Origin of the sequence: Chitinophaga caeni (genome assembly GCF_002557795.1) — a bacterium.
GTDB lineage: Bacteria > Bacteroidota > Bacteroidia > Chitinophagales > Chitinophagaceae > Chitinophaga > Chitinophaga caeni.
Genome location: NZ_CP023777.1, coordinates 275175 through 300350, shown reverse-complemented (window position 1 = coordinate 300350; position 25176 = coordinate 275175). Strand labels below are relative to the sequence as shown.

The 25176-nt window shown below is 42.6% G+C and carries 17 protein-coding genes; 10 read left to right on the top strand and 7 right to left on the bottom strand.

Annotation, left to right across the window (positions count from 1 at the left end):
* Window positions 1-7: 7 nt before the first annotated feature.
* The 5 genes from COR50_RS01210 to COR50_RS01190 all read right to left on the bottom strand — a co-directional run bounded on the left by COR50_RS01210 (window position 8) and on the right by COR50_RS01190 (window position 7801).
* Window positions 8-1474, bottom strand: coding sequence for a RagB/SusD family nutrient uptake outer membrane protein (locus COR50_RS01210; protein ID WP_098192279.1), 1467 nt, complete (start codon window positions 1472-1474; stop codon window positions 8-10).
* 11 nt (window positions 1475-1485) lie between these two features.
* Window positions 1486-4977, bottom strand: coding sequence for a SusC/RagA family TonB-linked outer membrane protein (locus COR50_RS01205; RefSeq protein WP_098192278.1), 3492 nt, complete (start codon window positions 4975-4977; stop codon window positions 1486-1488).
* Between the two features lie 88 nt (window positions 4978-5065).
* On the bottom strand, window positions 5066-6085 hold the full coding sequence (locus tag COR50_RS01200) for a FecR family protein (protein ID WP_098192277.1): 1020 nt from the start codon (window positions 6083-6085) through the stop codon (window positions 5066-5068).
* Between the two features lie 68 nt (window positions 6086-6153).
* Window positions 6154-6717 (bottom strand): RNA polymerase sigma factor, encoded by a 564-nt coding sequence (locus COR50_RS01195; protein WP_157760579.1) that lies wholly within the window; start codon window positions 6715-6717, stop codon window positions 6154-6156.
* A gap of 142 nt (window positions 6718-6859) precedes the next feature.
* The gene (locus tag COR50_RS01190; RefSeq protein ID WP_232516244.1) at window positions 6860-7801 is read right to left on the bottom strand and encodes an AraC family transcriptional regulator; all 942 of its coding nucleotides are present in this window, start codon (window positions 7799-7801) and stop codon (window positions 6860-6862) included.
* 378 nt (window positions 7802-8179) lie between these two features.
* On the opposite strand from COR50_RS01190, the gene COR50_RS01185 reads away from it, so the two are divergent.
* From COR50_RS01185 to COR50_RS01170, 4 genes are all read left to right on the top strand, one after another.
* Window positions 8180-10867, top strand: coding sequence for a DEAD/DEAH box helicase family protein (locus COR50_RS01185; RefSeq protein ID WP_098192274.1), 2688 nt, complete (start codon window positions 8180-8182; stop codon window positions 10865-10867).
* A 121-nt stretch (window positions 10868-10988) separates the two neighbouring features.
* Complete coding sequence (locus COR50_RS01180; RefSeq protein ID WP_098192273.1) at window positions 10989-11927, top strand: ring-cleaving dioxygenase; 939 nt, start codon at window positions 10989-10991, stop codon at window positions 11925-11927.
* A gap of 5 nt (window positions 11928-11932) precedes the next feature.
* Entirely contained in the window at window positions 11933-12553 is a 621-nt protein-coding gene (locus COR50_RS01175; RefSeq protein WP_098192272.1) for an alpha/beta hydrolase, read from the top strand.
* A gap of 16 nt (window positions 12554-12569) precedes the next feature.
* On the top strand, window positions 12570-13283 hold the full coding sequence (locus COR50_RS01170) for a pirin family protein (protein ID WP_098192271.1): 714 nt from the start codon (window positions 12570-12572) through the stop codon (window positions 13281-13283).
* Window positions 13284-13447: 164 nt separating this feature from the next.
* Here the strand turns inward: COR50_RS01170 and COR50_RS01165 are convergent, their stop codons facing one another.
* The gene (locus COR50_RS01165; RefSeq protein ID WP_232516243.1) at window positions 13448-14251 is read right to left on the bottom strand and encodes a phosphatase PAP2 family protein; all 804 of its coding nucleotides are present in this window, start codon (window positions 14249-14251) and stop codon (window positions 13448-13450) included.
* A gap of 265 nt (window positions 14252-14516) precedes the next feature.
* Between COR50_RS01165 and xseA the strand changes: the two genes are divergently transcribed.
* The 3 genes from xseA (at window position 14517) to COR50_RS01145 (ending at window position 20324) form a co-directional block, all read left to right on the top strand.
* Window positions 14517-15929: an exodeoxyribonuclease VII large subunit gene (gene xseA, locus COR50_RS01160; RefSeq protein WP_098192270.1), complete on the top strand. Its 1413-nt coding sequence runs from the start codon at window positions 14517-14519 to the stop codon at window positions 15927-15929.
* A gap of 6 nt (window positions 15930-15935) precedes the next feature.
* Window positions 15936-16166 (top strand): exodeoxyribonuclease VII small subunit, encoded by a 231-nt coding sequence (gene xseB / locus COR50_RS01155; protein WP_098192269.1) that lies wholly within the window; start codon window positions 15936-15938, stop codon window positions 16164-16166.
* Between the two features lie 396 nt (window positions 16167-16562).
* The gene (locus tag COR50_RS01145) at window positions 16563-20324 is read left to right on the top strand and encodes a DUF3857 domain-containing protein (protein ID WP_098192267.1); all 3762 of its coding nucleotides are present in this window, start codon (window positions 16563-16565) and stop codon (window positions 20322-20324) included.
* A gap of 195 nt (window positions 20325-20519) precedes the next feature.
* Here the strand turns inward: COR50_RS01145 and COR50_RS01140 are convergent, their stop codons facing one another.
* Entirely contained in the window at window positions 20520-21608 is a 1089-nt protein-coding gene (locus COR50_RS01140) for a hypothetical protein (protein WP_098192266.1), read from the bottom strand.
* 221 nt (window positions 21609-21829) lie between these two features.
* Here COR50_RS01140 and COR50_RS01135 point away from each other — a divergent pair, with 221 nt between their 5' ends.
* The 3 genes from COR50_RS01135 (at window position 21830) to COR50_RS01120 (ending at window position 25095) form a co-directional block, all read left to right on the top strand.
* Complete coding sequence (locus COR50_RS01135; RefSeq protein ID WP_098192265.1) at window positions 21830-22612, top strand: response regulator transcription factor; 783 nt, start codon at window positions 21830-21832, stop codon at window positions 22610-22612.
* A gap of 235 nt (window positions 22613-22847) precedes the next feature.
* Window positions 22848-23207 carry a DUF4907 domain-containing protein gene (locus COR50_RS01130; RefSeq protein ID WP_098192264.1) on the top strand — a complete coding sequence of 120 codons (360 nt, stop codon included), beginning with the start codon at window positions 22848-22850 and terminating at the stop codon, window positions 23205-23207.
* Window positions 23208-24048: 841 nt separating this feature from the next.
* Entirely contained in the window at window positions 24049-25095 is a 1047-nt protein-coding gene (locus COR50_RS01120; RefSeq protein WP_098192262.1) for an NAD(P)-dependent alcohol dehydrogenase, read from the top strand.
* Window positions 25096-25176: the final 81 nt, after the last annotated feature.

The window sequence follows — 25176 nt, the reverse complement described above, 5'->3', positions numbered from 1 at the left end:
ATAGATTTTATCTGTTGCCAAATGAGATTTCATCATCCGGCAGCGGGAATACAAATATGTTGTTGTTAACCGGGAATGTGCTGCCTGTAGGGGATTGTAAAGGTATGTTTAACCTTTTGTACATATAAAAGATCTGTCCTTCACCATACATTTCCTTACGGGCTTCTTTCACCAATTCTTTCATGAAGAAAGTTTTATCGGGGTCGCTCAGCTCTTGGCCGATACCGCGGTATTTTCTTACCGTGTTGAAATATTCCCAGGCTTTTCCCGGATCTTGGTCGAATAGGCATTCTGCCGCGATATAATAAACTTCCGATAAGCGGATGCCTGGTATCACCTGCGGGTGTAAGTTCGCATCCGGATCCCTTTTGTACTTCTCTAACCTGAGATAAGTTCCCGTGTTTTCAGCTTGCTCGCTAAACCATTGTTTGAAGCGGAAATCCTCGGCGCCTACGCCGGCCACTTCGTAAAGACTTCTGCCGTTGGTAGTGCTGATGGTTAAACTTTGGCTCGGGCTTCTCCTGAATTGATCGTTCAGGGTATTGCTGGAGCTGGCCGCGTAAAAGGCAAAAACCAACTCGTTGTAATTGATACGATCCCTCAGTTCTTCATTTGGATTCATGAAATCCGTTTGCTTCGTGAATGGGAACTTGTTGGAATGAATCACTTCTTCGGCTTCATCCAAGGCTAATTGGTATTCACCTTTATATAAATATACCCTGGCTAATTCTGCACAAACCGCGTAATAATTCAACCTGTGACGCCTATTCTGGATAAACAGATCCCGGCCCTCGGTTTCCGTCGTAGAATCTCCATCCGGGTAACCGACAACGTATGCCGCTGTCAGGATCGGATCGATTGTTTTCAACAGGTCCTTCGCTTCTTTCAAATCCTTGATAATAAAATCCAGGTCTTCGGTGACGGTAGATTGCGGCGTGATGTCTTTGCTAAAGGTGGTGAGGTAGGGAATGCCGTCCTGGTTTGCACCCGTTACAAATGAAGGGGCAAACATACGCAGCAGATCAAAATGGCAGTAAGCACGCATGGCTAATGCTTCGCCTTTGAACATACCGTATGACATATCAGTCATCAGGGAACGTTTCTCATCTACTTTATTTAGAATCTGGTTACTGTTGGCGATTACATTATACAGTCCATTCCAATATTGATCTTTCCTGCTGATGAAAGATTCGTTTTCATAATTGAAAAGAGAAGTTTGTAAATAACCTAAACCGTCATTAAAAGCAATATTGTAGTTCTGCGCTAATACATCCAGTGTTCCAACAGAAAGATCCCTGCCGTATAAATCATGCTGTATGCAACGGCTGTATAAGCCGTTCAGCGCATCTTTAAAACCATCCTCCGTATTGAACAAGCTCGTTTCTGATACATCGGATTTGGGTGTAACATCGAGCCATTTGCTACAGGAAGCAAATACGGTTGATGTTGCTATCAGTAATAAATATTTTTTCATGTCACAATGTTTTAGAACCGGGTGGATAATGAGAATGTAAAGCTCCTTGCAAATGGATACTCGATACCACGTTCGGCTTTAATGCTAGACCAGTAACCGATATCGTTCATATTTAATGAGAAACGGAGGTTTTGCATTTTCAATCTTTTATAAAACTTGGCAGGCGCATCATAAGAAAGGAAAACCGAACTTAGTTCCAGTTTGTTTTCCTCTTGAACGAACCTGGAAGTAACCCTCGTGGTTCCCAGGTCGGAGATGTCTTTATAAATAGCTTTATCGCCAGGTTTTTTCCATCTTTCTGCTAATACGCGGCTGTCTACATTATATCTAGGATCGGCATTTTCTACCCTGTCAACTAATGTTTGATTATACAGGTCGCCACCCAGGCTGGTAAACATCCTTACATCGATCATAAAGTTTTTATACACTAAGCTGGCGCCGAGGTAACCGTAAATATCCGGGGTTTCGTCTCCTACCGGCACGATATCCCTTACATCGTATTCATAAGTCCGCTTCCCTTCCTTGGTCAAGAAAATCTCCTTACCGTTTTCGGGGTCAATACCCAGTGAACGAACGGCATAGATCGTGCGCAAAGATTGTCCTTCCTGGAAGCGTAACAACGGAACGGAACGTAAATCCGGGTTGTCCTGCTGCTCTTTGTCAACAGCATCATTGTAATTTTTCAACGCATCGGATATCTTGGTAATGATATTCGTGTTGCGTACCATGTTGGCGCTTAGGGTTAAAGACCAGTTGCGGCTGCGGATCGGGTTGGCTCTCAACATCACTTCGTAGCCTTTGTTTACCATTTCTCCCAAGTTGGTTTTGTAACTGGAGAAACCGTTGGATGGAGGAACATTGACATCAGCTAACAAGTCGCGGGTATGTTTATAATAATACCTGGGTGTGAAATAGATACGATCTTTAAACAAACCGATATCGGCCCCGATATCATAGTTTTGTGTTCTTTGCCACCTCAATTCAGGGTTGCCGTAAGCTTTGAAAACCGCGCCTACACCTGTTGAATACCAATCGCCGGTATAGTATTGATACGTAGTATTAGATAAGTAAGCCGGGAAAGAAACGTCTCCTGTTAAACCCGTTGTGGCCCTGATTTTCAAGTTGCTAACGGCTGTTCCTTGCAAGAATTTCTCGTTATGCAGGTTCCATCCTAAGCCATAAGACCAGAATGGCGCCATCCGGGCATCTACACCGAATTTAGAAGAACCGTCCAACCTGAAAGTCGCATCCATCAAGAAGCGGTTTTGGTAAGAATAGTTCACCGTTACGAAGGTACCGAACAAACGTTCCTGCCTTTGTTCTCCACCGGGGGAGGCATCTTTTTTATAAATCCTGGCAAAGTTGATATCGGTGAAGCGGTCGTTCGTAAAACCTTGTGCGGCGAGGTCTTTACGATCATAATCGCGGGACTGGAAGTTGATACCGTAAGTAGCATTGATAAAATGGCCGCCGGCCAGCATCTTGTTGTAGCTGAGCGTTGCATTTCCATCTACCTGCGTTTCTTTTTCGGCGGTATAATAATACTCACCGCGATCTTTCAGATCATCGCCCGACCAATCGTAATATTGATTACTGAGCGGGGAGATGAACCTGTCGTTATTATTTTGACGTTTTGTTAAGCTGATTTCACCGCGGGCGCGGAAAGCGCTGGAAATCACGTACTCCATCGAGAAAGCATCTATGAATTCCAGGTATTGCGATTTACTGAAACTCCCGGTTTGTGCATCATACAAGGGGTTCAGAACATAATCCGTCGTAATGGCTCCACCACTATTGGAATAATCGCGGTATTTCCATCCATCGATTTCCCTGAGCAAGCGACCGTTTTCGTCGCGTATGGGATAGTATGGATTCATCTTTACGTAGGTGTCGAAAGAACCGTACGGAGAATCTTTTCCGTTAACTTGCGAGATGGTGAATTGATTACGGAATAATAATTTGTTATTCTTAAGGTTGTACGCGAGGTTGGTAGCGAGGCTATACCTTTCGCGGCCGGATCCCAGCATAACACCGTTATTATTCTGGTAACGGGCATCGATGCCGTACTTCACGGTTTGGCTACCACCTTGCAAAGAGAGGGAATGCCTTTGACCAAATTCGGTGCCTACGGGCTGTGATAACCAGTAAGTATTATAGCCCCGGAGTACATTATCCAGTTTAGCATAATATTTCTGTTCCAAGGCGTCGATATTCTCGGCATCGCTTTGCGAGTACAAACCTGCCAATCTTTCGTACTCCAGTTTATCCTTTGCATCCAGTACGCTGTACGCCGTTAAATCTGGCGAAGTAACATTGAGCTCAAAATTGTAATACAGCTCAAGTTTCCCTTCCTTGGGCGCCTTCGTAACGAAAACCAATACCCCGTTTGCGGCCCTAGAACCGTAAACGGCAGTAGCGGCGGCATCTTTTAATAACGTAACCGTTTCGATCCTGTTAGGGTCTAAATCGTAGATGGTTTGTAGATTTACCTGGTAGCCGTCCAATATGATTAATGGAAGGTTGGTGATATTGTTCATCTCGCTGCGGGTCATCCTTAAATCACTTACATCGCCGGTGCTGGTTGGCAATGCTGTTGTTCCGCGCACGTTGATGTTCGGTAATTTGTTCGGGTTGGAACCGGCAATATTGTTCTCCACGATCCGGAATGACGGGTCGTAAGCCTGGATACTAGCCAAGATGTTTTGCGGGTTGATCTTTTTGAGTTCATCCCCGCTGATGGTGATAGACTGGCCGGTAAAATTATTTTTATCAATTTTTTGGTAACCGGTAATCACCACGTCTTTCATCGATTGTACATTGGTGAGCAACTTTACATCGATGGTTGTTCTTTTGCCGCTATGTACTTCCTGTGTTTTATAACCGATATAAGAAAATATCAAGGTAGCATTGCTGTGAACATTCAGCAGTTTGTAGCGGCCATTGGCATCTGTTTGAGTTCCGTTGCGGGTTCCTTTTTCTACTACGGTTACCCCGATTAATGCAAGCCCGGTTTCATCGATAACTTGTCCTTCAATGGTTTTGGTTTGCACTTGTTGGGGGATGGTTGTAGTAGGGTATTCAGCAGCAACGGCAGTCGCAACGGGTTGTGTGTTCGTTGCGGAATCTTTTTTGGCAGGCGCTGGTTTGGCAGCGCTCCTGTAGATTACGAAAGCCTTGGTGTTCAGCTCTTCCGCCTGTAAACCTAATGGCTCCAGGAACCGGTTGAGGTAATCCACGAAAGTGATGCTTTCATTTTTTTCAGCCGGCATAGTGGCTAAAATCCCTTTAATGGTTGATCCCACGTAGTTGATCTGTACCTGATACTTTTGTTCAATCCTGTTTAAAATAGTCTTTAGGGATTGTTCCTGCCATTCTGGACGTGCTTTAGTCGAGCTATAGATAGCCTCAACTTGGGCCCTGGCTGGGGCTGCAATAGATCCGAAATGGAATAGCATAGCCACGGCCAGGCAGCCGCTTGCGCGCCTGGCATTTTTTACTACCATAGCAATTAGATTTTGATTGGTTGCAAATGATTACTAGTCCGTGGTAAATCACGGAAGAATGCTTATCTCCTTATTTGTTAATTAAATACTACCTTACGATCTTATATTGGTGTTGCCCGGTTTGTTTTACTTGCACGTTGAACGTGCGGTTCAAAGTTGTAAAGAATATCTGTACATCATCCATCGGGATGCTTCCGGTATAGGTTTGATGTAACAAATCAGGATCATCGATCTTGATTTCAATATTCATATTATCTTTTATCGCGGCAACGACCTCCTCTATTGTGGCATCTGTGAAACTTAACACATGACTTCTCCATGATGCGATTTCTACAGGATCTACTTTTTTGCTTTTTAATATCTTGGTTCGTTTCGAATAACTGATCTTATCGCCGGGCTTCATTAATATCGGCGCCCTATCATCGGCCTTTAAAGCTAGCTTTACGGCGCCTTTACAAAGTTCAACCTCGGTTTTTATCCTCCTGGTATTCACGTTAAATTCCGTGCCTACCACGTTAATTTCAACATCGTTCGTATGAACTATAAATGGTTGGTTATTGGTTTTATGTTTTACGGAGAAATACGCTTCACCTTCAACCCAAACATCCCTTGGCGATGTTGCATTCCAACGCTTTGCATACCGGATGTTTGAATGGATGTTCATCCTCACCACGGAACTGTCCGGTAATATTACGGTTCTCAATTCATCTACCGTGGCGGCAGTTAACCAGGATTCCTTACGTTCTAAAATACCTGAGAACCAAACTACGGCGGCTAAAATTGCAGCAGCAGCCACCCATCGCGGCCAATTGCTGGGCCGACCCGGAAGTTTTTTAATCTTGGTCGTTGGTGGAATCCCGGATGATGTGGATGTTTGGTCCGTATTCCCGGCTATCCGCTGCCAAGTTTCTGCCTGTGCAACCGGATCAGCAGGGGTATCCATGAATAGCAATAATTCCTTTGCAAGCAACAGATCGTTTTCCCTGGCAGGGTTCGCCTGGAGCCATTGGCTCCAATACGCCCCGGCGCCAGTGTCTCCTTCCAATACCCACATTTTTAATTGAGGATCTTCTAATATATCTTCAATTGTTGATCGATTTGCTGTCATTTCAATTAGATAAAGCGTTGTTCAGTTAAAATCTTAGCGTCTTTTTGAAAGATTTTTGAAAAAAATATCTAATGAATTAATAATGATAAGATTATGATTATTAATTTGTCGCTATGTTTTTTCAAATGTTGCAAAGCTTTGGAAAGCAAAACATAGGTGGAGTTGATGCTTAAAGACATGATATGCGCTGTAGCATTTGTATCCAATCCTTCATAATAACGTAGATATAATATTTCCCTTTGGCGTGGGGGAAGTTCATTAACGATGGCGGCCAATTTTCGATTCCTTTCTTGCTTGACCTGGTGGTTGATTAATTCCGATTCGTAGGATGCTTCGGCAAAATAATCGTCATTCGTGAACGATTGATTTAATTGTGATTTCTGTAAATGATTAGTTATCAGTCTTTTTAAACTGGCAAGTAGGTAATATTTAATGGAATCGGTAATGGATAATCTTTCTTTACTATACCATACCGTTACAAAAAGATCATGTATACAATCTTTGACAAGTTCATCATCTTTGCTCAATTTCATACCGTAGCGGTAAAGGGTGGGAAAATGCATATCGTAGATATGCGCGAGCGCATTCTTATCCCCTTCAACGACTTTCGTCCATAGTTCCTTATCACTCAAACCGGCATACAAATGCTTAAAATTGAATAGTTTTAATGAATCAAAAATGGTTGTTATACCGCTTAAAGATAAGTCGTTTGTACGGAAGCTGCAAGAGCCGAATAATTTATGTACCCGGTTGCCGTGGGAACAGGAAACCAGTTTATATAATAAGGGGTTGACCTAACCTTAATAAGGATTGGTAAGTACTCGGCGTAATACCCTCGATTTTCTTAAATACCCTGATGAAATAATTTACATCGCTAAACCCGCAAGCGTTGCTGATCGTTCTCATATCGTAACGCATATCCGACATAAGTTTCTTGGCCATTTTAATCCTTTCTAACGTGATATATTCTACGGGGCTGATGCCACATTGTTCCTTGAACCATTTAAAAAATTGATTCCGGCCGAGGTAGGCTTTTTTACATAATAGCTCGATAGAAATTTTCTCGGAAAGATTATCATGAATATATTTCAGGACGAAATGCAAACGGGTATGGTTGCCCTGTTCTTTACTGGTACACGCATACTGACTTAATTTCTGTGTTTGCAAAAGGCGGATCAGCAGTTCTTTCATTGAAAGGTCAACCAGGATGTTCTTCGATAAGTCGCCGCTTGTACAAATCCGTACAATTTTGTTGACCGTTTCGGCAATCTCCGGATCATTAGGGAAATGGTACTGGTTGAACCGCAGTTCCCAAGAATATGCTTCGTCATATTCTTGATAATAGCGGTTTAAAAATTCTAGGGTATCCTTGATATATTTTCTATCGATAGCCAAGGCGAGGCATTGCGTGGGGTTTAATTGGCTGGATGTGGGAAAATCGATCTTCATGGCTTGCTGTGCCGGGATAATCATCGTTTCCCCCGGGAGATAGTCAAAAGGAGAATCGTCAAAAATATGCATGACCTTTTTCCCCCTAACCATGCTAGTGATTACAAAGTCATTAAAAGAAATAGGAATTTGGGATGCTTCCTGGTAGTTCTCGTAAATGTTCAGTTCGCAATTTTTGAGGTTAAAGACGCGCCTATTTTCCAGGAGCCGCTCCAGCTGGTGTTGCTGCGTCAAAGGTACATTGTCAAGTAAATGCTTTTTAGGCACTATAGGTAGATTTAAGTGAAAAATAGGATATATGGCAATGAGTTCTTTAAGATAATAAAAATCAGGTACAATTGTGCTAAAAAAAGATACAATATTGAAGCTGATTATGTCAATTTTAGTTGAAATTAGCAGCAGTTTCAGTGGTATTACCGCGGCGTTATCATATAAGTGTGGACGTATGATTGTTGTTAACCGGTGATGCCACTTTAATTTCATCCAAAAACTGGAGCTAGCCTCCACATGTAATTTACAGTACAAATAGCACATATTGAAGCAACAGTTCCTATAAGGCTGTTGCTTCCCCCTTTTTATGGTTTTTTGTTTTCAGCCCTCAATAGCTTAATTTCAGCTCTTACCTAACCTAATTATTGCCGGCTTATGATGATGCATTTTCCCGAAGGAATACGTTTTAAATACCCCTGGAGAAGTTACCAACAACAAGTTCTGAACGAGTTACAACAACATCTTGAAGATGATCACCTGCACCTCGTGGCACCCCCGGGTTCCGGTAAAACGGTATTAGGTTTGGAAATCGCACTGCGCATCAATAAACCTGTTCTTATACTAGCGCCCACTACCACCACCAAGGAGCAATGGATCCAACGGTTTTGCGAATTATTTCTCCAGGTTGGCGAATGCCCGGACTGGATTTCGGAAGATATCCGCAAACCGCGCTTTATGACCGTCGTAACCTACCAGGCACTGCATGCTGCTTGTGAGAAAGAAACGCTGGATAAAGCTACCGTTAACGCGGACCTGGGCGAAATGGATATCATCGAAGGACTGAAACAGGCAGGAGTAGCTTGCTTGGTAGCGGACGAGGCCCACCATCTTAGGAATGAATGGTGGCATACCTTGTACAAGGTCAAAAAGGCATTGAAGCCGTCCATGATAGGACTTACAGCGACCCCTCCATATGATGTCAGCTTTGCTGAATGGGAACGTTACTTGCTCATTAACGGGCCTATCTCCGCTGAAATTTCCGTACCGGAATTAGTGAAGGTAGGAGAATTATGTCCTCATCAAGATTACCTCTACTTAGTTCAACCCGCAAGGGAAGAATATGAAAAGCTGAAGGAGTTCCGGGAGCGTGCATCCGGCCTGTATTTCGAATTACTCCAAGAGGGCGGTTTGCTGGATGCATTGGCCGAACATCCTGCCATAATCCAACCCGAAGAGCAGTTGGAATGGATATATTCCAATATCAAGGTATACTTGGCCATGATAATTTACTTGCATGCCAGGCAATACCCGCTACAAAAAATTCATGCCAAGATAATTGGTGATAAAGACTGGAATATACCCGCAATGGATGAAGTATGGCTTGCTGAGCTCCTTACATATTTCCTGGATAGCCGGGATGAATTTTTTAAACCCAGCAAGGATTTAATCAAAAAAATAAATGCTAAACTGCATAAAGCCGGTTGTATAGAAAGAAACAGGATAGATTTCAATCATAATATTTCATTGGCCCGGATGCTCACATCCAGTATCTCGAAACTGTCTGCTATCGAAGATATCGTGCAGGCAGAGTATAACAATCTAGGAACTAGTAGCAAGATCGTCATTTTAACTGATTATATCCGGAAGGAATATTTGGTTAACGATTCAAAAAATGACTTGACCCTAAATAAGATGGGAGTGATCCCGATTTTCGAGCAGCTTCGCCGCAATAATGGAACCGGCAAAAGAATAGCTGTGCTTACCGGGAGCTTGGTAATTATCCCGGCAGGTCTGAAGCAGGATGTTGAGGCTTTGACATTAAGTTATGCTAATGCAGTTCCTAGCATGGAGGCGCTACCCTACGATGATCGCTATTTGAAGTTAACGGCTTCCGGGAAGGTTGCCGAAGTGATCGTTGCAACTCTAACGAGTATATTTCAAGCGGGAGGGATCGATGTATTAATCGGCACGCAATCATTACTGGGGGAAGGCTGGGATGCTCCGGGGATCAATGTCTTAATCCTGGCGAGCAATATCGGGTCCTTCGTTACATCTAACCAGATGAGGGGAAGGGCGATCCGGACGAGTAAAATCAATCCCGGTAAAACTGCTAATATCTGGCATATCGCCTGTATTGATATAACGCAAGAATCCGGCGGGGAAGATATTGCTATCATGTCAAGACGCTTCGATACTTTCGTGGGTTTACACCGCGAGAACAATATGATTCGAAACGGGCTGAAAAGATTGGATTTACCTGCCTTGGGTGATATCTATTCCCAATCGGGGAAATATAATGAGCGCACGTTTCTTTTAGCAAACCGCAGGGATGAACTTCATGAAAGGTGGAATGACGCTATCCGTTCGGGCAGTTGCCTCGTGGCGGGAATGGAAGTTCCGGTTGCCGCCGCCGAGAAAGAGCAACAGCAATTAAAATCCTTTCACTTTAAGAGCACCTTGCGGTATTTCCTTAATAGCGCCATATCGGGCTTGTTGTTATATTATGACTTGGTAATCAGGGGAACACTGAAGGCGATGGGGTCAAGGTTGGCAGGAAATTGGCTGCTGGCGATTTCATTGGTACTGGGTTCAGGAGTATTGCTGTTCGGGGGAAAAGCGCTGAAGGCTTTAAGGTTATATTTTAAACACAGTGATATTACGTACGAGCTGAAAAATATCGCCAAAACCTTATTACTTGCTTTACAAGAGGTTAATTTAATTCCGAACAGGCATTCCCTGGAAGATATAGATATCCTTGTAAAGAAGGAAATGGATGGATCATTGCGATGTTACCTGGAGCATGCAGATGCACACACCAGGGAGATATACCTGGATGCCTTAAGGGAACTATTAGAACCCATAGAAAACCCGCGGTACATTATCGTCCGATATAACAGGAAAGGCAGGATGAAGGCAGCGGATTTTCATGCTGTTCCCAAGATTTTAGGACAAAATAAAGAAACTGCGGAAACCTTTTACCTGCTTTGGAGAAAGTACGTAGGTAAATGCGACCTATGCTATACCCGTAGCATTCCGGGCAGGGAATTATTATTAAAAGCCAGGTGGAAAGCACTTTCTAACCAGTTGCAAAAGGAAGCGCATCCGTTTAATGCTTGGCAATAATTATGATAGGGATCATGCTAGCGTGTTTTGAATAAATTATGATAGTTGTTCATGTGTCTTAAATTGAACTTTGGCGGAGCTCAACTGTTTTAATCAGACTACTTTACCGAAAATCAAGTTTATGAAAGATACTGTTTTAGGTCTGCATCATATTACCGCCATTGCTAGCGATGCCCAAAGAAATTATGATTTTTATACCAAGGTAATGGGCTTGAGGCTTGTTAAAAAGACCGTGAATTTCGATGATCCGGGTACTTATCATTTTTATTTCGGTGATGAAGTGGGTACACCGGGTACCATTCTAACCTTCTTCCCCTGGGAACATATAAAAAAAGGCTATCCCGGTACGGGGATGGCCACGGAGATTGCCTTCGCGATCCCGGCGGGAAGCCTCGGTTTTTGGAAAGATCGTTTTGAACGTAAACGGGTAAAACACGGCGATTACGAAGAACGTTTCGGGGAAAGATTTTTGTCTTTCGAAGATCCTGATGGATTAATTCTTTCACTTGTTGAACCTGCCGTTGAAGATAAGCGGCAGCCTTGGGTTTCAGATGATATAACAGCCGATATTGCCACCCGGGGCTTTCACGCGGTAACCCTCAGTTTGAAAAGTATACAACTTACATCTGAAATTCTGACGGATATACTGGGGTATAAGATAATTGCCCAGGATGGCCACCGGTACAGGTTTGCTACGGATGCGGTAAATTGTGCCTCGATCGTGGACTTATTAGCAGATCCGGACGGTAAACCCGGTTCCGTGATGGGAGGAACGAATCATCATGTTGCTTTCAGGGTGAAAAATGAAGAGGTGCTGATGGAATACCGTAAGCGGGTAACGGAGCATGGTTTGAATATTACGCCAAAAATCGACAGGAATTATTTTTATTCCTTGTACTTCAGGGAGCCCGGTGGGGTGCTGTTTGAATTGGCTACGGATAATCCCGGCTTCCCGGTAGATGAGCCGGTAAGCGAGCTGGGTACACACCTTAAATTACCGCCGCAATACGAACCAAGGAGAGCGGATATAGAAAGAGTTTTACCAAGAATTATCGAATAATTATTATGCATAAAAAACAAGTATTCGAAGCGGGTAAAAAAGCCGGGGAAGCATCGAAATTATTGATATTATTACACGGCAGGGGCGGCAGCGCCGAAGATATTATCGGTATAACCGGCTTGTTAAACGTGGAAGGCTATTCAATCTGGGCGCCGCAGGCCACCAATCATACCTGGTATCCTTTTTCCTTCATGGCCGCGCCTGCTGAAAATGAACCCTGGCTATCGAGCGCAGTTGACTTGGTACACGGCATGATCGGTGATGCCCAACAATTAGGCATCCCGATAAATAATATATTCTTGCTAGGATTTTCGCAAGGTGCTTGCCTGGCCTTGGAATGCGCCGCTAGGAAAGCAAGGCCCTACGGGGGAGTGGTTGCGTTTACTGGCGGATTGATCGGGGATAAATTGTACCTGGACAATTATTCGGGAACCTTCGAGCAAACGCCGGTTTTCCTGGGGTCCGGTGATCCTGATATGCATGTTCCCGTTGAACGGGTTAATGAATCGGAAGCACAATTATCAGCTATGGGCGCCGCGGTAACAAAAAAGATTTATCCGCGCTTGGGGCATACTATTAATCAAGATGAAATAGATACGGTGAATTCCATTATTTTTAAGCCCTAGAATAAATCGAACGACAATGCAATCAAAATTATTTCCTGCCAACGAAAGGGGCACCAAAGATACGGGTTGGCTAAAAAGCAATTTCTTTTTCAGCTTTAGCGATTTCTATAACCCCGATAAAAGTGCTTTCGGTACGCTCGTTGCTTTCAATGATGATATCTTGCAAGCCGGGAAAGGCTTCGGTACGCATCCCCATATCAATATGGAAATTATTTCTATTATGCTTCAAGGGAAGATGAACCATAAAGATTCCATGGGATATAGTACCACGGTAGAAGAAGGCGGTGTACAAATCATGAGCGCCGGAAGTGGGTTGAGACATGAAGAATATAACATCGGTGAAGAAGAAGTGAAGTTTTTGCAGATATGGATCCAACCGAAACAGCAAAATATTATCCCGCGCTATCAACAAAGGAGCTTCCCGAAAGCTTCCAGGAAGAACAAGCTACAAACGATCGTTTCATCCGAAGAAGGATTAGGGCATTGTTGGATCAATCAAAATGCTACGCTCAGCCTCGGCTATTTCGATGAAGGATATTCTATCGATTACCAGTTGAACCCGGTAAATAAATGCGTGTTCATTTTCGTGATTGAAGGAAGCATTGTTGTCAACGGAATGACTGTTGATACACGCGATGGACTTGGGTTGTGGGACTTGTCAGGAATCAGCATACAAATGTTGCAAACCACGCAATTCCTGATTATTGAAACACCGGTAAATCAGAAATAGGACAGGAGACTGTTATGACGAATACGCTTGATTCGAATCTTCCTGCCTGGAAGCCCGGATCCGGCGTATTGGTTTCATCGGATACCAGGATGGCTGTTCTTGAAATCCAATGAATGGTTACGGCACGTAATCTCGAAACCGTGCAGTTCCAAGGCAAAGGGCTTTTAATAAAGAGGCGTAAATTTGAACTGTAACGCTTTTTTATGCTCCATCTCCTTATGACGCCTAAATACAGATTTCGTAACAAAATGCCCCAAGGATAAACCTATCAACACATCCGAACTCCAATGGCGGTTATGGTATATCCTAGATAATCCCGTTAAACCTGCTAAGCCGTAAGCAACCCAGGGTACCCATTTATGATCCTTACCATACAATTCCGCCATGGCGGTGGCAAAAGTCATCACGGTTAAACTATGCCCGGAAGGGAATGAAGTAAACCTTTCGTCCTTACTGAAAGGTCTAACAAAGTTGTAAGGACGCTCAAAATAATAAGGTCGACCACGCCTGATGATGCTTTTAATTCCTGCATAGATAGCTGTTGATAATACCAGGGATTTGGCAGCCATCAACCCGCCGTGTTCCAACTTCCTGTTATGGGTTAATACCCCCGTAAGGTACATCCCGCCAATAAGGTAGGGGGAATAAGCATTCCCGAAAGGTTCAACCGCATGCGCGAAACTATTAACAGCTTTATATTGATGTTTTTGGAAAAATTCTTTTATAGGGTAATCTGATACTGCCAAAACGGAAGCTGTTCCCATAACGGCGCCAAATGTAATCCAGTCTTTCTTCTCCCAATGTATTGGTCTCGATACTGTATACTTGGCGTCTTCCCATATGCTCTTAAAGTAAGTGCCGTTAATGCGGTATAAAATTAAGGTATCTGATGCCTTAATTTGGGTCGAAAGCCCGGGTAACGGGGCCGTAGTATCTGTTGGACGGTTATTCAATGATGTACTATCCAAGGTTTGCGCCGTCGAACAAAGAGACCCCAGTACGAAAATGCAAGCTATAAAACAAGTTGACCAATTATACATGTTCCTAAACGCTATACCTCCTAGCAATAAAAATGGCGAAATTAAGGATTTATTGTTATCCGCTCTTCCGTAATTGTTAATTTGTTTATAGTCAATAATTTAATCAATATATTTGAATCATCAAGCAATAAATATTGATATACTTTTTTACAGGACCTGCTACTTGTAACGTTTTGAGTAATTTTGTTTTGATATGTTAACTACACCCACCATCACTTTATCGGCATTGGCCGCTAAAATCAAAGGACTGATTTCCGATCAATTCGGGGGGCAATCCTATTGGGTCGTAGCAGATATTACGAATCATTCCTTTTATCAACAAAAGCAACATCATTATTTTGACCTGGTTGAAAAGGCTACCGGCAATAACGCCATTCTCGCGAAGATCCCCACCGTAGCTTGGGGAGACGGGGCTGCTAATATCAGGCATTTTGAAAGGATCACGGGACAGGCATTTAAGAATGATATACAGGTGCTGGTGCGTGTTTCCATAAGCTACCATGCCGTGTATGGTTTGCAGTTGACGTTGTTGGAGATCGATAATAATTTCACGATCGGGCAACTAGCACAGCAAAAACAAGCCGTGCTAAACCAATTGTTACATTCCCTGCCAGATCATGTATGGATGGAAGATGGCGATTATATTTCGGCCAATCATCTACTGCCTATCAAACCCGTTATACAGAAAATTGCTGTTATTACTTCAAATAACGCCGCCGGGTACCAAGATTTTAAACATACCTTGGAACAGAATCCTTTTGGTTACCGCTTTTATACAGATTATTACTTTACCGTGGTGCAAGGCGAAGCCAAGGCTGATATGATCGTGCAAAAGTTTATCGATATATTTCAATCCGGTATAGAATATGACGCTGTAGTAATCGTACGGGGCGGTGGGGCTCAAACCGATTTTTTAATTTTCGATACCTTCGCGATGGGTAGGGTAGTGGCCCGTTTCCCGGTTCCCGTAATTACAGGGATCGGGCATCATAAGGATAAATCCATTACCGACATGCTGGCACATACTGATACGAAGACGCCGACGAAAGCAGCCGAATGGATTATTGCGCACAACCGTTCGTTCGAATTGGAACTACAGGAGAGCTACCAGGCCACCTTGTTGCAAACCCAACAATGGATGCATGACTTGAACCGCGATTTGAGTGAAGATCAAACTTATATTGCTTATGAAGTGAGGCGCCTTATGGATATCCATGCATCGAGTTTACAAGAAACACAACAGGACATTTTTCAATCATCCTTATCTTTAATACAGCATCATAAAGAAAGTTTATTCCAAAAGATGCACCGTGTAAATGCGGCTTGTACTACCAGGCTATCAGGAGAGCTAAACGGCCTGAAGGAAATATTGATAAATATCCGCCATGACAGCAAATCGTTTTTACAAGATCAAAAGAACCTCGTGCAGCATATACAAACTGTTTGTAATTTACTCAGCCCGGAAAATGTATTAAAAAGAGGCTATGCCCTGGTATATCATGATGGAAAAATTATAACGGAAGTCTCCGGCTTGAAGCCCGGTATGCAGGTAAGTATACAGCTTCAAGATGGTACCTCCGTTGCACGGGTTACAGATCAAAATTAATCTACGATGGAAGCAATATTGACATACGAAGCTGCCTATAATGAATTGAAAGAGATTGAAGCAGCCATCACGAATGAAACTATATCTGTTGACGAGCTGGCCAGCAAAGTGAAAAGGGCCGCATTCCTGGTGAAATTCTGCCAAGATAAGTTAAGGGCTACTGAACAGGAAGTGAATGCCATCATCCGGCGCGATCTAAATTCCCCGTCAACAGGCGATGAAGGCGAGGATATCTAAATTGTGCAATTGGATTTCTTTTATATTTTTATCATTGTTGTCCGGCTAAAATTGCTTTAAATTATTTGAATTCCTTACCTGCTCAAGGATATAGGCGAAGGATGATCTATTCCAAATCCGGCCCCCTGCCAAGAGACCGTGGAACTTCGCACTGTTGATAGCAAACCGCAGCTTGGCTATACAGTAGTACAAAAGCTGGATCGAGCGATCAAATTGGCGGCCGTGATAGCCAATTTGTGCCCTTTTTTGGTATTTTTTTGGGCAAGCAAAAAAGTACAAGGAATGAGCAGGTGGACATTGAATTGAACTTTTGAGGGTGCTTTTATTTTTTTTATCGAAAATTTAGTCGGACAATAATGTATTTTTATAATAATTTAATAAACCTATACCGACTATATGAAAAAGTACATCTGTGTTGTAGCCGCAGCATTCCTATTGATGTTGCCCATCCGCATGTTTGCCGGGGATTATGATAAAGCCTGGCAGGCTCTTCTGAAAAATGAAAAGAAAGAAGCGATAGCATTATTTCACAAAGCCTTCAAGTCAAAAGATCATGCCGATAATGCATTGGCCATGCTGGTATGCCTGGAATCTTACGAGGGCATAGATTACCTTGAAAAATACGGGAAAAGCCCGATCCGGGAAATGCAAAACCCAGCTCCCTATACTTACGGCTTATGGTTTTATGAAGCATTCTTCGGTCAACATGGCAAAAAGAAGGGCATTCAATTGGAGGCCTTACAAAGTTTACAAAACGATGATCGTTTTAATGGTTCGATGAAAGCTGCCGGTAATTACTTCCTCGGATTCCATTACGCGGTGAGCTATCAAATTGAGCAGAATAAGAAGTCCTTCAAGAATATGGGGGCTGTTGAAGATTGGGAGTTCGTAGGGCCTTTCGATAATGTAAGTGGTAGCGGATTTTATAAGGAATATCCCCCCATTTCAACCCCGGTATCGAAAGAAGGATTTATATCAAGTAATAATAACTTGGTGAATTGGTTCGTGCCTACGATAAATACGGGACAAGGTTGGGTAATGGTTGCTCCATTTGTGACTCCAACTACTGCTGTTGGATACGCACAAACGTTTATCCAGTCGGAAATGGAACAGGATGTATTGATTAACCTAGGAGGCAACTGTGCCTTCAAATTATGGTTGAATGATAAGTTGCTGTTCGCTGATCCTGAAGCTAGGGTTACGGAATTGGACGCTTACATGATGAAAGCGCATCTAAAGAAAGGATATAACAGGGTTTTAGTCCAATTTGGTTTTACTAGCACGGTAAGTTCACCCAATTTTATAGTACGGCTTACGGATACCGATTTCAAGGCTATACCCGGGCTAGAAGTTACGCCGGCTTACCATGAATACCAGGTGGATAAAAGTACGGCAAAGGTTGAATTACTACCCGGTTTCGCAGAAAAGTACTTCTTGGAAAAAATAAAAAATGATCCGGATGATCCCGCGAATGCATTACTCTTGAGTAAGGTATATTTAAGGAATCATTTTTACGATAAAGCAAAGGAAGTTGTAGCTCCCATCTATACGGAATATCCAAAGTCTGCTTTTATCGTTAACGAATATGCCAAATGTTTGAATGCCGAATATGAAAGCACTCAAATTAACGAGTTGGTAGAACAGGTGAAGTTATTAGATCCGGAAAATTTTTATGTACTCTCGAATGAATTAGATCGCTTGCAAAAAGAACAACGGTACGATGAAGCCATGGCTATCGTCAATAAACTTGAAGCTATCACCGGGCCTACCATGATTACCGAGTTAAGAAAGGCCGGGATTATGGCTTATCAAGGAAAAATCGATAGTGTTATCACGATAGCCAAAGAGGTGTATAAAAAGGAGAAGGACAGGTTCGAAATTGTTAACATGATGGCAATATTATACCAAAAGTTGCTATCCGATCCCGTAAATTACAGGAAAGTGATGGAGGAGTTTTTACAGGATAATTTTAATTTGACAATAGTTGATGCGCTGGCCAAAGATTATTTTGATAAGAATGAAGAAGACAAGGGTATTGCTACCTTGAATAAATATATTACCGTCGCCCCCTACGCTCCGGCTTCTTATAACGATCTGATCCGCCATTTCTTTAATACGCAGCAATACGATTCAGCGATCCATTACCTGCAAATTACGCAAGGAATCAGCCCGTATAGCAGTGTCATATCATCTGATATTGCTAATTGTTATGTACAGAAAAACGACAAGAAAAAGGCATTGGATTATTTCAAAAAAGCCTTGACCTATAACCCGATCGATTACGAATGCCGTTCCCGGATACGCGAACTGGAAAATAAACCGAACATCCTGAATTATTTCCCTACCGCGGATCCATACAAAAAGATAGAAGAGGATAACAAAAAAGTGTTCGACTCTTCATACGCCTCTTATTTTATTTATAAAGGGAAAGATGTTGTCTTATACAATGAAGGCGGCTGCGAGGAGGTGATCCAGGTAATCGTTAGGATCAATAATAAGAACGGTGTGGATAATTGGAAAGAACTTTCTATTCCCTATAATACGTATTACCAGGATGTTCAAATATTGAAATCGGAAGTGGTGAAACCCAGCGGATCGAGGGTGCCGGCAGAAAGTTCGGGGAATGAAATCGTGTTTACGAAAATAGAACCGGGGGATGCCATATATTATACTTATAAAATTAAACATTACGGCTCCGGCAGGATCGGTAAGGAGTTTTGGGATAAATACTATTTCAACTCGTTCATCCCTGTTAAAGAAGTACATTATAATATGTTGGTAGCGAACGGTAAGAAGCTACAATTTAACTTCTTCAATGAACCTAATTTGAAACCGAAGCGTAAAAAAATTGAAGATTTTGAATACTATAGTTGGGATATGTATAACCTGGAGCCTGTGAAGGATGAATATTACATGCCCGATTTAGCGGATGTAGGAAAAGTATTACATGTTTCTACCGTAGGTAGTTGGGGAGATATAGCCGAATGGTATAGCGATATTACCAAGATGCAAAGCCGCGATGATTATGAATTGAGCGCTGCATACGATAAGATTTTCCCCAAGGGTGTCAAGGGCTTAAAAGAGCTGGATATCGCGCGTAAAATATACAATTATATTGAAGAAAACATCGCGTACAGCTCCGTTTCTTTCAGGCAAAGCGCTTATGTGCCCCAGCGCGCTAGTACTACCTTGCAAACAAAATTGGGCGATTGTAAGGATGTTTCCACCTTGTTCCTGGCTTTAGCTCGCAAGGCGGGTTTAGATGCCAACCTGGTTTTAATCAATACAAGGGATAATGGTCTCAACACGATCCAGTTGCCCAGCATGGACTTTAACCATTGTATTATCCGTTATAAAGCTGGTGGTACGGAACATTACCTTGAGTTGACAGATAATTACCTGCCATTTAATGCTAAGAACAGTTCTATGTCGCAGGCGCAAATTCTCAATATACCTTATACTTACAAACCGGGGGGAACGATCGAACACTTGGATACAGAAAAGAAGGAAAAGTTGGCGCTGGTTCGTATGATTGATATTAAAGTGGAGGACAATGATATAATCGTGAATACCGAATCCAAAGCGAATGGCACTTTCGCTTCCGGTAGGAGGGCGAGGTATTACCATCATACCGATGACGAGGTCAAGAATGAATTACAAAGCTTGCTCTCCGGTGCATTTAAGAATCAATACAGTATACAAGATTATTCATTCAAGAACCTGGATAACCTTGCCGATACGGTATCAATGAAATTGCAGTTTAAGGTGAAGAATGAAATCATTAACGTGGGCGATTTCAGCATGATCAAGCCGAATTTTATCGATGTCCCGGTTTCCATCAATATTTTTAAAGATGAAGAAAGGCAGTATCCATTTGAGTATTGCTGGTACGAAAGTTCCGATATCTATAAAACAGTGGTAAATATTGAATTACCCGAAGGGAAAACATTTCAGCAGGTACCCAGCGGTTTTAGCGGTCAATTTAAAAACATGACTTACAAGTTGGTATACCAAAAGCTGTCTGATAATAAGTTAAGAATTGAACGGGAGTTTTATACCGATTGTTCGCAACAATTACCTGCCTCCTCGGTTAAAGAGATGGAAGATTTCTTTAACCAAATTATTACCGCGGAGAAGAAGTATATTTCATTCCAATAGTCGAAATGGACGCATTACCCCGGGTTCACTGCTTTCAAATGATGTACAGGTAGATATCTATAGAATAGCTAAGAATGGGACGAAGGGAAATTATAACACTTTTGATTTGCTGGCTGGTAGGTGAGCTAAAAAAAGGTTCAGCACCTGGGGGCTTATCCCGGTGCTGAACCTTTATATTGGAGAATGTATTAGGTGTTATTCATTGCCGCCCGTATGAAATGCAATTTTGTCGATTACGACATCCAAACCTTTCAATGCAGAATGATCGCTGCTCACTTTCTGACCACCGGAAACTTTATTATACAATTTTGTATCCCCGCTATTGTTTGCTTTTAATAATATTTTGATGCCTTTATGATCGAGGTTACCACCTTCCCAGCTATACACGATACCGCCGTCTTGCCAATCGAAGCCGTTGAACTTGAAATCGCGGCCATTCATTTTCACCAGCTTTGAAAGCGGATCGCCTACGCGGATACTGAAAGGCGTTTTCCACTTGGAACGTACTTGTGAGAAGATCACCGTTTTACTGGAATCATTGTCGAACAACATTTCAAGTTCATTGTTCGTATCCGGGAAAACGACATAAGCTTGGCCAATGAAGTTGCCGGATAAATCGTAAGCATCCCTTAATACGATGTTTTCTTTCCCGTATTTCGCAACGAGATCCCTGGCAGAATTTAATTTAAAAACATTGCCGAGGTTCCAATCCGTTTTATCGTCCAAGTCATAAGTTTCTGCTTGCATTACCGGCTTGGTGTCGATGCTATCCTTATTTTTAGCTACGGGTGTCGTGGTGGCAGGTACATCTACCGGAACGGCTGCTGTACGCGGCGCTTCCGGTTCTTTGGCGGCATTGGTATTGGTTAGCACTCCCGATTTAAGCAATTCTTCCTTTTCATCGAGCAATGCCTTGGAATCATCCTTGTATTTCTTTTCCACGTAGGTGGCCAGGGTGTAAACACTGTTGTTTGGCAATTGCATGGCGCGTAAATTGGCGATCAAAGTTTGGCGGTTACAGTCGCTATACTGGTAAAGGTATTTGAGGGCTGCATCCATAGCGGTGGCATCACTTTTCAAATCCGTCATGGTTTTATCCATATCTAACCCGCCGGCGCCGCTCCGCGCCATCTGTTCGTTGATGAATATCATGATAGCATCATTCTTAACCGGGTAATAGTAAGCAATCCGTTCGGAAAATGCGTCGGCAACCTTGGTATCAAGTTTTTGGGCTAAGGAATAGAGCGGTAACAAGGCGAAAATGATAAATAAAATCCTTTTCATGTATGAAAATATTTATATTAATTTTAATTCATTATTGTAGGGCTGATCTGCACGGTACAGGGCCTCCTGGAATGTGGTAACAAAGAAAGTGCCATGATAGTTTCAGTTGCTTGAATATACATTGTGAGATGTATTTCGTAACTTAGTTAAACGATTCAATCAATTGTAATGTTGTATAAGATTGAAAATTAACCGAAACCGTTAATAGATATACTGAACAAATGGCCTCTCCAAAGAGCTATCAAGAGTTTTTGAGCATGGTACAGCATCATGAGACTAGTAACTTAACCCAGTTTTTAGATGCCCCGACCGTTCCCCTCTTGAAGTCCTTGAGAATGCCCAAGCATCATTTTCCCGGCACATACATCCTGGATTATACGAAAAGCAAATATATCGCGGCCAGCCAGGGCATGGAATCGGTAAGCGGTTACCGCTCCCAAAGCTTCCTGGAAGGCGGGCTTGATTTTACAACCCAGATTTGGCACAATGAAGATGCTAAAATTTTCAGCGATAAAGTGCATTCTACTAATCTGAAATTCCTGCAAGAAATCCCCACCCAGCAGCATGGAAATTACCTTTTTACTTGTAATTACCGCATCAGGACCAGGTTCGGTGGTTTCAGGAATATTTTGCAGCAATCGGTTTTTTTGCAGTCTGCGGAAACAGGGGAACCTTTAGCAACCATGGGATGTATCACCGATATCAGCTCCCTGCGGATGGATGGCAGGGTAACGCATACCGTTGAGCCCATTACGGAAAATGGCCTGGGGGAGCCGGTAATTTCCAATGTCTATTATGCCCGTCCCGAAGATGGGCTGCTCTCTACCCGGGAAGTGGAAATTGTGAAATGTATCTGCGAAGGACTGAGTAGCGCGGAGATTGCCAAAAAATTGTTTATCAGTGTTTATACGGTCAATAACCATCGCCAACATATCATGCAAAAAACAAATAGTAGGAATGTAGCCGATGTAATAAAATACGCTATCCGCCAAGGATGGCTATAAAAGGTTAATGAACCGCTTAGCTTCTCAAACTGGCCTGTCAAAATATTCTTGAACCAGGCAACAATACCCCTGGATACTTGGTGTAACATCTATAAAATAGTGACTTTTAGCTATTCAATGAGCTATTGAATATGGCTATTTTTACGGTAATCACAACAGGATCATGACAGTATTTGATGCCTTACAATTTATCTACCCATCTGAAGAGGGCTGGTAGTTGATTAAACCTATATAAATGAAGTATTTTACGAAAACTTTCTTTGGCATGGGGTATATTATTGTTTCGTTGGCCTGTAATCAAACATCAACTCGTTCTCCTGTTCGTACTGTTGACACGACGCTTGGGTTAAAGGCGCAGCTCCCTGCCTATTTTAATGTTGAAGTGTTTAAGAATGAAAATGGTACTTATGGATATGACATTATGGAACATAATAAAATCTTGATTCACCAGGTTAGCATGCCGGGAAAATCGGATTCTACCGGCTTCGCCACCTCGGAAGAAGCCCGTTCCGTAGCCAGTGTAATCGTCATGAAACTCCGGCAAGATAAACAAGCCGGAAGTAATAAGAAGGATAGTACAATGTTGAATTATTGAGCCCTATTTGATATATTCCTAAAAGATTGGTCCCGCCATAAACGGGACCATCTTCTTTTTAAAACCATATAAGGGTACCTAGAAATTGAAACTTACACTACCCAAAATTTGTCGTAGCATTTGTGGATTTGCCGTAGAATAACCTGTCCAATATTTACGGCTGCCCAAATTGTTTCCCTTCAAAGTAAACCTGGCTTTTCTGAATTGGTAATATATGCCCGCATCGATCAATGTATACTCCGGTAGGATGAAAGTGCCGCCATTTACGCAATGCAGAAAAATTAACGGTGTCAATGTGCATCGCAACTTGTTTACAAATTGAGTGCCCACGTACAACTATTCCCTGCTTATATCTGTTTTCTATCAACGGATAATTTGTACCGGGTTAATAAACCATTAAAATTTCGGACTGTTCTAGCTTATTAATCGTAAAAAAGGATAGGTTTCGTAACTTAATTTAGATTCTTGATTCATATATTAACATTATTGTCCGACTAAAAATACTTTAAAGGTACTTGAATTCCTTACCTTGTCAAGGATACAAGCGAAGGATGATACATTCAAAATCCGGGGTACCTCCCGCTAAGAGAACCATGGAACTTCGCACCGTTGATAGAGAAGGGAAGCTTGGCCATACAGTAGTAGAAAGGCCAGATCGAGCGATCAAATTGGTGGCCGTAATGGCCAATTTGTGCCCTTTTTTGGTACCTTTTTTGGGCAAGCAAAAAAGTACAAGAAACGAGCAGATGAACATTGAATCGAACTATTGAGGGATCAAATTGCTCTCCGGTTAAAATTTAGTCGGACAATAATGATATATTAATAAATAAATTAATAAAATATGCTGAAGACAAAAGGATATGCCGTGCACAAATCCACCGATCCCTTAGCGCCTTGGAATTTTGAAAGAAGGGAAGTGGGACCGCATGATGTTTTGATCGAGATTCAATATTGCGGGGTTTGTCACTCCGATATTCACCAGGTCAGGGGAGAGTGGGGGAACTCCAAATACCCGATGGTGCCCGGTCATGAAATCGTTGGACGGATCGCTAAAGTTGGGGATCTTGTTACCAAGTTCAAGGTGGGCGAACTGGCCGGCATCGGTTGTATGGTTGATTCATGCCGCGAGTGCGACCAATGTCAAAGTGGTCATGAACAGTTCTGTGAGAAAGGTCAGACCGTTTTAACTTATAATGATTATGAAAAGGATGGTAAAACCTTGACTTTCGGCGGTTACTCCAACCAGATCGTTTGCGATGAAGCTTTCGTAGTAAGGGTGCCTACCAATTTACCTTTGGAAGGAGTAGCCCCGTTGTTATGCGCGGGTATTACCACTTATTCCCCGATTAAGAAATGGGGTATCAAGGAAGGGGATCGCGTGGCGGTATTAGGTTTGGGAGGATTGGGACATATGGCGGTGAAATTTGCCGTAAGCCTTGGCGCCGAAGTAACCATGCTGAGTACTTCCCCTTCAAAGGAAGCGGATGCCAAACGCTTGGGGGCTCATCATTTTGTGGTTACCAAGGACAAGGAACAGGTCAAAGCGCAAAAGAGAAAGTTCGACTTTATCATCGATACGGTTTCTGCGCCGCATGATTATAATATGTATTTGGCTATGTTAGATACGAACGGGGTAATGATTTGTGTCGGTATTCCGCCGGAACCGGTTCAGTTTAACGGGTTCGCATTGTTAGGACAAAATCGTACTATCACTGGCTCTTCGATCGGTGGCATCCCCGAAACGCAGGAGATGCTGGATTATTGCGGGGAACATAACATCATCTCGGATGTAGAGGTAATTAATATTAATTATGTAAACGAGGCTTATGACCGGGTGATGAAAAGTGATGTGAAGTACCGGTTCGTAATTGATATGGGATCCCTCTAGGTTTAAAGATTTTTTGGGATCCAGGGATTTCAAGGATGGTGTTTGATATTTTTTTGCTTGGATGGTAGGCTGGCATGCTGG